Annotated in this window: 8 protein-coding genes; 4 read left to right on the forward strand and 4 right to left on the reverse strand. The window is 34.8% G+C overall.

Features of this window, described 5'->3' with window-relative positions:
- Nucleotides 1-292: 292 nt before the first annotated feature.
- From ACIQ2X_RS11325 to ACIQ2X_RS11335, 3 genes are all read right to left on the reverse strand, one after another.
- Nucleotides 293-1,369, reverse strand: a complete 1,077-nt coding sequence (locus ACIQ2X_RS11325) for an ABC transporter permease (protein WP_396179032.1) — start codon at nucleotides 1,367-1,369, stop codon at nucleotides 293-295.
- Nucleotides 1,370-1,462: 93 nt separating this feature from the next.
- A complete protein-coding gene (locus ACIQ2X_RS11330) occupies nucleotides 1,463-2,563 on the reverse strand; it encodes a BT_3928 family protein (RefSeq protein WP_396179033.1) in 1,101 nt (366 codons plus the stop codon).
- Between the two features lie 32 nt (nucleotides 2,564-2,595).
- Complete coding sequence (locus ACIQ2X_RS11335) at nucleotides 2,596-3,138, reverse strand: DUF1599 domain-containing protein (RefSeq protein ID WP_396179034.1); 543 nt, start codon at nucleotides 3,136-3,138, stop codon at nucleotides 2,596-2,598.
- Between the two features lie 92 nt (nucleotides 3,139-3,230).
- Here ACIQ2X_RS11335 and folP point away from each other — a divergent pair, with 92 nt between their 5' ends.
- Nucleotides 3,231-4,055 carry a dihydropteroate synthase gene (gene folP / locus ACIQ2X_RS11340; protein WP_396179035.1) on the forward strand — a complete coding sequence of 275 codons (825 nt, stop codon included), beginning with the start codon at nucleotides 3,231-3,233 and terminating at the stop codon, nucleotides 4,053-4,055.
- 41 nt (nucleotides 4,056-4,096) lie between these two features.
- Here the strand turns inward: folP and rlmH are convergent, their stop codons facing one another.
- Entirely contained in the window at nucleotides 4,097-4,570 is a 474-nt protein-coding gene (rlmH, locus tag ACIQ2X_RS11345; RefSeq protein WP_396179036.1) for a 23S rRNA (pseudouridine(1915)-N(3))-methyltransferase RlmH, read from the reverse strand.
- Between the two features lie 122 nt (nucleotides 4,571-4,692).
- On the opposite strand from rlmH, the gene ACIQ2X_RS11350 reads away from it, so the two are divergent.
- The 3 genes from ACIQ2X_RS11350 to ACIQ2X_RS11360 form a co-directional block, all read left to right on the forward strand.
- The gene (locus tag ACIQ2X_RS11350) at nucleotides 4,693-5,490 is read left to right on the forward strand and encodes an ABC transporter substrate-binding protein (protein WP_396179037.1); all 798 of its coding nucleotides are present in this window, start codon (nucleotides 4,693-4,695) and stop codon (nucleotides 5,488-5,490) included.
- 107 nt (nucleotides 5,491-5,597) lie between these two features.
- Nucleotides 5,598-6,374 (forward strand): alpha/beta fold hydrolase, encoded by a 777-nt coding sequence (locus tag ACIQ2X_RS11355; protein ID WP_396179038.1) that lies wholly within the window; start codon nucleotides 5,598-5,600, stop codon nucleotides 6,372-6,374.
- A 577-nt stretch (nucleotides 6,375-6,951) separates the two neighbouring features.
- Nucleotides 6,952-8,074 (forward strand): aldehyde dehydrogenase family protein (locus ACIQ2X_RS11360; protein ID WP_396179039.1); only part of this gene is annotated, 1,123 nt, incomplete at its 3' end.

Genomic DNA, 8,074 nt, shown 5'->3' on the forward strand with positions numbered 1-8,074 from the left:
TTTGTAATCACTTCTGATTTTTGTCAAAAAATATTTAATTTTACTATTTACAAATATAGTAATTCAATTGAAACAATTTTGATTTCGTTTGTTTGAAAAATGTAGAAATACAGGTTGATTTTTTCTAATTTATTTATTTAAATATTCATCAAGAATAATCTATTTTATGTTTTATTGGTGAAAGTATTTATAGAAAAGTTCTAAAAAGCGATGATGTACTTTTCTACCTGATTTTAAATTGCAAAACCATTGTTAAGTTTTGTTATCACTTTTTGGCGCCAGCCAAGTTTTTTTACTCCAACCTAATCTTAGGATCCAACCACGCATAAACGAGGTCTACCAAAATATTGATTACCACAAAAGTCGTAGCAATTACTATCACAGACCCCATAATCACGGGCAAATCTAAGGTGTTGAGTGCTTCTACAATTTCTTTTCCCAAACCGTTCCATCCAAAAATATATTCCACAAAAACCGCTCCGGCAAGCATGGAAGCAAACCAACCTGAAATGGCCGTAACCACTGGATTTAGCGAGTTTTTAAGAGCATGTCTTTTGATGATTTGAAATTCACTCAAACCTTTGGCACGGGCCGTTCGGATGTAGTCCATACTGAAAGTTTCCAAAAGGGAATTTCGCATCAATTGCGTAACCACCCCTAGGGGTCGAATGCCTAAAACAATGGCTGGTAAAATAATATTTTTCCATTGGATGTAACTGCCATTTCCAAAATCATCTACTTCATACAAACTGCCGGTCATGTTGAGGTTAGTGAATTTTTGTAACACAAAACCAAACAACCAAGCGAACAAAATAGCACTAAAAAACGAAGGAACACTCATTCCCAATGTACTGATTAAAGCAATGAGTCGGTCAAGCCAAGTGTTGTAGTACAATGCGGATATTATTCCCAATAAAATTCCAATTCCTATGGCGATGAGAATTGCAAAAAAGGCCAACAAAAATGTATTGGGTAAGGTGTTTCCAATAATTTCAGTGACTTTTTTTCCGCTTTTTTGGAAACTTTCACGCAAATAAGGCGTTTTTAAAGCCAATGTCTGACTTCCAATGGTAAAAAGCGAAATGGCATTGTATTTTTCTTTGTTAAGAAACGAATACTTTTCAGGACTCGTATGATGCAGCGAAATCGGGGAGAGGTCGTTTAAATAATTCAGGTATTGAATCGATAAAGGTTGGTCAAATCCATATTTCTTTTTGATAATGGCCAGTTGTTCGGAATTTTCGTTTTGATCCAACATCATTCGTGCGGGATCGCCCGGCAAAACGGTAAATAAAAAAAAGATAACCGTGACCACTCCAAAAAGGGTGAGAAATGCATATCCGATTTTATTTAAAAAGTAGCGAATCATGGAGCAAGTATTCAGTTTTCAGCGTGGAGATTAGTTATATATTCTAAAAATAAAAAAATGAGCCGTTTAAATGATATCAAACGGCTCCTTTTATTACAATTTCAATTTGTCAATGTCGTTGTAATGCACTTTTTGGGTAATGGTTCCTTTTTCTAAAGTGACGATACTTGGGTTGGCGCGTTCGATGGTTTTTAAAGTAGTGGCATCGGTAAAATAATACTCGAATGTAAAGTTGTATTTGGCTTTTACTTTTGCAATTTCTTGCTGACTAGAAGCCGTCATTCCAATTACTTTATAACCTTTTTTGACCGCAGCTTGGTGCAAAGCCTCGAGTTTTTGCAAACCCGCTTCGTCTGCGATTTCTAAATTATAAGAAATAAAAAGCATCAACTTTGGCTCTGCTAAGAATGTACTTGTGAAATCCACATCCTCTTTTTCCATAGTGAAATCGTGGATCGGTGGTACATATCCTAGAGAAATAATTTTATCTTTTCGATCCACAAACTGAGCACCTGGAGGGATGGACATCAATTCTTTGTCGGTAAATTCGGTATCAACGCCATTTACTTTATACACAAAAATCATTTCAATCACTGCGGGTTCGGCATCCGGCGGGAAAGCCATTCCTTCCTCGATATTGGTTCCTACTTTATAAGCTCTGAAATCTTTTAAAGGCAAATGATTCAATACCCAATAGGCCATAAAAATACACAATACCAATGTAATTCCAGTGAGAATAGCATTTACATTATTTTTGAATAATGGCTTAATCAATTTGATGTTGATAACCAAAATCAGAATGAAAAACAACAGTACGATGTCTTTAGTAAACGATTCCCAAGGCGTTAATTTCAACGCGTCGCCAAAACAGCCACAGTCGGTTACTTTATTGAAATAAGCAGAATAAAAAGTAAGGAAAGTAAAAAATACAATCATCAACAATAAACTCCAAATGGTCAGTTTCTGTTTAAAACCAATCAAAAGCATTATGCCTAAAACCACTTCTAAAATCACCATTATTACAGCGATAGCCAAAGCCAAAGGTTCTAGAAAAGGCAAATTTAAAACGGGTTGCGAGAAATACTCTTCTAGTTTGAAGGCAAATCCAATCGGGTCATTCAATTTGATTAATCCAGAAATAATGAACAAAATGCCGACAAAAATTCGGGAGAATTGGGTGATGATGTTTTTCATGTTTGTTATTTTTTTCAAAAAAATGAAATCTTCTATAAATGTTTTTGCATCAAAATCAATGCGAATATCGAATAATTAATCATGTCTTGATAGTTGGCATCAATGCCTTCCGAGACAATTGTTTTTCCTTTGTTGTCTTCAATTTGCTTTACGCGAAGGAGCTTTTGTAAAATCAAATCGGTAAGGGAACTCACCCGCATTTCGCGCCAAGCTTCTCCGTAGTCGTGGTTTTTATTTTCCATCAAGGCTTTCGTTACCTGGATTTTATCGTCGTATAATCGAGTGGCTTCAGCAGTTTTTAAATCGGGTTGTTCCACAACGCCCAATTCTAATTGAATCAACGCCATTACCGCATAATTGATAATACCAATAAATTCTCCGGTTTCGTCTTCGTCTATTTTGCGTACTTCGTTTTGCTGCAAGCTACGGATTCGTTGGGCTTTGATGAATATTTGGTCGGTTAATGACGGCAAGCGTAAAATGCGCCAAGCACTCCCATAATCACTCATTTTATTGATAAAAAGACTGCGGCAATGGCCTACTATTTTATCGTATTCTTGAGAAGTATTGCTCATTATTGAATTATATTTGTATAAATTTTTTCAAAAATAAGGAATAAAAAACGATTAAGCCAAAAGGAAATCCCAAACCCCAAAAAAAAGTACAAATGACTATAAATTGCAAAGGAAGATTGATTGATTTGAGTTCCCCAAAAGTTATGGGAATTTTAAATCTAACGCCCAATTCTTTTTTTGACGGCGGCATCTATTCAAGCGAAAATGCGATTTTAACTCAAGTACAAAAAATGTTAGCCGATGGAGCCACCTTTATTGACGTTGGAGCTTATTCCAGCAAACCCAATGCGGAGTTTGTTTCGGAAGAAGAGGAGATACAACGATTGATTCCCGTAATTGAACTTTTACTCCAACATTTTCCGAAAATTATACTTTCGGTAGACACGTTTAGAAGTCAAGTAGCCGCTAAGGCAATTCAATCGGGAGCGGCAATCATTAATGATATTTCGGCTGGAAATTTAGATACTGAAATGATGAAAACCGTTGCCAAATTTAAAGTTCCGTATATCATGATGCACATGAAAGGAACGCCACAAACGATGCAAATTCTAACGAATTATGACGATATTTTGAAGGAAATGTTATTCTATTTCTCTGAAAAAGTAAACGTTGCCAGAAGTTTGGGAATTTCCGATATCATCGTCGATCCCGGCTTTGGCTTTGCCAAAACATTGGAACAAAATTTCGAAGTAATGCATAAGTTGGAATTGTTTCAAATGCTTAATTTGCCCATATTATCTGGGGTTTCTAGAAAATCAATGATTTACAAAACATTAGAAAACACGCCTCAAGAAGCCTTGAACGGAACCACAGTTTTAAACACAATTTCTTTACTCAAAGGTGCGAAAATTTTGAGAGTCCACGATGTAAAAGAAGCCCTTGAAGCCGTAAAGTTATTTGACGCGATGAAAGGTTAAAATATAAAATTTCAATACCGAGGCTTCGGGAGGGGTAGATTCTACTTGTGATGGTACGGTTCGTTTTTCAAAATAGTAAAACCCCGATACAATTGTTCGATAAAAAACAACCGAACCATTTGGTGTGAAAATGTCATCTTCGAAAGCGAAATTTTCCCTTGTGCTTTTTGATACACATTTTCCGAAAAACCGTATGGACCTCCAATAACAAAAACCAAAGTTTTAATTCCTGAGTTCATTTTCTTTTGTAATTCTTCCGAAAATTCCATACTACTGAAATTTTTGCCGTTTTCATCAAGTAAAATAAGTTGGTCGGTCGAAGTGATTTTAGCCAAAATCAATTCACCTTCTTTTTCTTTCTGTTGGAGTTCGGACAGGTTTTTGACATTTTTGATATCGGCGATAATTTCCAAATCAAATTTGACATAAAACGAAAGCCGTTTTTGATAATCGTCGATTAAGGATTGCAACTGTTTATTGTCGGTTTTGCCAATGGCAATGAGTTTGATGTTCATCGAATCCTACTTTTTTAAAGTACAAAGGTGCGGTGTTTTTTTATAAAATAAAACGCCAACTTACGATTTTCAGCCACTTTACAATTTAAAAACTGTAATTTTGAATCACAAAAACTTTTAAAATGCTCCAAATTAAAGATCCTTTAGGTACTTCATTTGAACTAAACTCCACGCCTCAACGCATTATTTCGTTGGTGCCATCCTTAACCGAAACACTCTATGATTTGGGTTTGGAAGATAAAATTGTTGGAATTACAAAGTTTTGTGAGTTTCCTGTTCACTTCAAATCGACCAAGAAAATTATTGGCGGTACTAAAAAAGTGCATTTTGAAAAAACACGACTGCTTCAGCCGGATTTTATTATTGCTAACAAGGAAGAAAATACTGAGGAAATAGTGCTTGAGTTGCGAAAAATTTGTCCCGTTTGGGTAACGAATATTGTTACGATTGAAGATACTTTGCAAACGCTAATCGACTTTGGTGAAATATTCAATTGCCGGACAGAAGCCCGAAAATGGGTCGACAAAATTGCTTTTGGACATACTGATTTTTTGGATTTTCGCAACTCTTTGCCTGTTCGAAAAACGGTTTATTTTATTTGGAAAAACCCGTATATGGTAGCGGGAAGTGGAACCTTTATCGACCAAATGTTGCAACTCAATCATTTGGATAATTGTTATAAAAACCAACAACGTTATCCTGAAATTACAATTGAATCGATGAAAAAAGAGGGCAATCCAGAACTCGTATTATTATCCTCAGAACCCTTTCCTTTCAAAGATGAAGATGTTTTTGAAATCGAGAGCAACACTCCTAACGTTAAAACGATGTTTGTAGATGGGACATTTTTTTCATGGTACGGCACCCGATTGCACCACGCATTTTCTTTTTTTAAACAATTGCATCGGGAATTGAAATGAACGCTTTAATTTTTTGGATTCGAAAAATTTCCTAAACCCAGCCTAAAATTTAGAAGAAGTGCGGCTAAATACTGTAATTTGTATTACTTTCGTCAAAAAACTGATTTTTGCTACATTATTCTATTTTTTCCAATACAAAAAGCGACCATTGGATTACGTTTGTCCACGGAGCGGGCGGAAGTTCGTCCATTTGGTTCAAGCAAATTAGGGATTTTCAAAAGCACGCCAATATACTACTTTTGGATCTTCGTGGTCACGGCGAATCTAAAAATTACACATCGGATGTTCCCTATACGTTTTCATTTTTGGCGTCCGATATTAATGCAGTTTTAATACATTTGAACATTCAAAAATCGCATTTTGTAGGAATTTCTTTAGGGACAATTTTGATTCGTCAATTGGCAGAAGTGTATCCCGAAAAAGTACAAAGCATGACTTTGGGAGGCGCCATTTTTCAAATGAATTTTCGTGCTCAAGTTTTGATGCGATTGGGAACTATCTTCCAATATTTTGTTCCTTACTTGTGGTTGTATCGGTTTTTTGCTTACGTCATTATGCCGCGTCGTAATCACAAAGTTGCCCGTTCTTTATTTGTTAACGAAGCAAAAAAAATGAATCAAAAGGAATTTATGAAATGGTACGTGCTTACTTCGGAAGTCAATCCTATTTTAAAAAAATTCAGAGCGAATGAAGCAACCATTCCAACTCTTTTTTTGATGGGTGAACAGGATTACATGTTTTTGCCATCGATTAAAAAACATGTGGCAAGTCAAAATACATTTTCAAGTTTAATTGTAATTTCAAATTGTGGACATGTAGTTAATGTAGAAAATGCCGAAGTTTTCAACAAAGAAACCCTATATTTTATTAGCAAGAGCAAATAAAAAAGCTGAAACTAAAAGTCCCAGCTCATTTAAAAAAATCTAACTAACCAAACCAAATTATTAAACTCTGATGCAAAGGTCGGAAAATATAATTCAGGTTTTGTTAAGTCAATGTTAAGTCTATGTCATTGATTCCAAAAAGATTATAAAATTTTAGTTCATTTTTTATTTCTTTAGCTAATAATTTGACTGTACTTATTTTTAATCTTGATTATAAAAAGAAGCCACTCCTATGTCCTTGTCAAAACTTTAAAAAAAAACTGCATTACGTTTACCTTAATAGTATGCATTTTTTTAAACTGTTTTTAATCTTTATTCTAAAATAGAAAAGCATTGTGAGGATTTTTTTATTTTCTGGAATAAATAAACAATTCATTTCTCATTATTTTGTAAAATACATTTAAATCCATTGATTTTAGTTGATTTCCTGTCTAACGTTCCTATTTTTTATGTTCATTTAGCAATAAAATAAAGTTAAAATTATGAATTTGAAAATTTTGTGCTACTATTTGGTGGATATGTGCTAATTATTTAATAATAATAAAATTAACTTTGAAATTCACTTAAAAATATAAATATGAGCGATATAGCAAAAAGACCTGAATTTAAGGCAAAATACGCGAATTACATTAATGGAAGATTTACCGAACCTGTTAACGGCAACTATTTTGATGTTATCTCTCCAATTGATGGAAAAGTTTTTACTCAAGCAGCACATTCAACAAAAGAAGATTTGGCGTTGGCGGTTGATGCCGCTGATGAAGCCTTCAAAACATGGGGAAAAACTTCAGTTACGGAGCGAAGTATTCTTCTAAACAAAATTGCCCAAGCTATTGAAGACAACCTAGAGTATATTGCTACTGTTGAAACAATAGATAATGGTAAACCAATTCGAGAAACGCTAGCCGCTGATATTCCTTTAGCAATTGATCATTTTCGTTATTTTGCGGGTGTTATTCGTGCAGAGGAAAGTTCTATTACCGAACTTGATTCCCAAACCGTTTCGATTGCTTTGAGTGAACCTCTTGGGGTTGTAGCACAAATTATTCCGTGGAATTTTCCGATCTTAATGGCAGTTTGGAAACTTGCACCTGCCTTAGCAGCTGGAAACACCGTAGTATTGAAACCTGCAGAAAGTACTCCTATATCAATACTAGTATTAATGGAAATCATTGGTGATATTCTCCCTCCTGGTGTTATTAACATCGTTAACGGGTTCGGATCGGAATTGGGTAGGGCTTTAGTTACCAATAAAAAAGTTTCCAAAGCTGCATTTACCGGATCTACCGCAACAGGACGTTTGGTAATGCAATATGCTACTGAAAATATTATTCCAGTTACTTTAGAATTAGGAGGAAAATCTCCCAATATTTTTATGAAATCCGTAGGTGATGCTGATGATGACTTCTATGACAAAGCCATTGAAGGTGCTGTTTTATTTGCATTGAATCAAGGAGAAATTTGTACATGTCCGTCTCGTTTATTAGTTCACGAAGATATTTATGAAAAGTTTATAGCAAAAGTGATTGAAAGAACCGAAGCAATTATTGCTGGAAATCCGTTAGATAAATCTACTATGATTGGTGCTCAAGCTTCCTTGGTTCAAAAAGAAAAAATCATGTCTTATCTTAAACTAGGAAAAGAAGAGGGTGCAGAATTGTTAACAGGTGGAGATGCTAATCATATTGGAGGCGATCTTG

Origin of the sequence: Flavobacterium sp. (assembly GCF_044368625.1) — a bacterium.
Taxonomy (GTDB): Bacteria; Bacteroidota; Bacteroidia; order Flavobacteriales; family Flavobacteriaceae; genus Flavobacterium.

What these genes read in the sequence shown, in the direction of transcription:
- ACIQ2X_RS11330 (WP_396179033.1), bottom strand. Translation starts at nt 2,563, where the DNA reads ATGAAAAACATCATCACCCAATTCTCCCGAATTTTTGTCGGCATTTTG.
- ACIQ2X_RS11350 (WP_396179037.1), top strand. Translation starts at nt 4,693, where the DNA reads ATGCTCCAAATTAAAGATCCTTTAGGTACTTCATTTGAACTAAACTCC.
- ACIQ2X_RS11335 (WP_396179034.1), bottom strand. Translation starts at nt 3,138, where the DNA reads ATGAGCAATACTTCTCAAGAATACGATAAAATAGTAGGCCATTGCCGC.
- folP (WP_396179035.1), top strand. Translation starts at nt 3,231, where the DNA reads ATGACTATAAATTGCAAAGGAAGATTGATTGATTTGAGTTCCCCAAAA.
- rlmH (WP_396179036.1), bottom strand. Translation starts at nt 4,570, where the DNA reads ATGAACATCAAACTCATTGCCATTGGCAAAACCGACAATAAACAGTTG.
- ACIQ2X_RS11325 (WP_396179032.1), bottom strand. Translation starts at nt 1,369, where the DNA reads ATGATTCGCTACTTTTTAAATAAAATCGGATATGCATTTCTCACCCTT.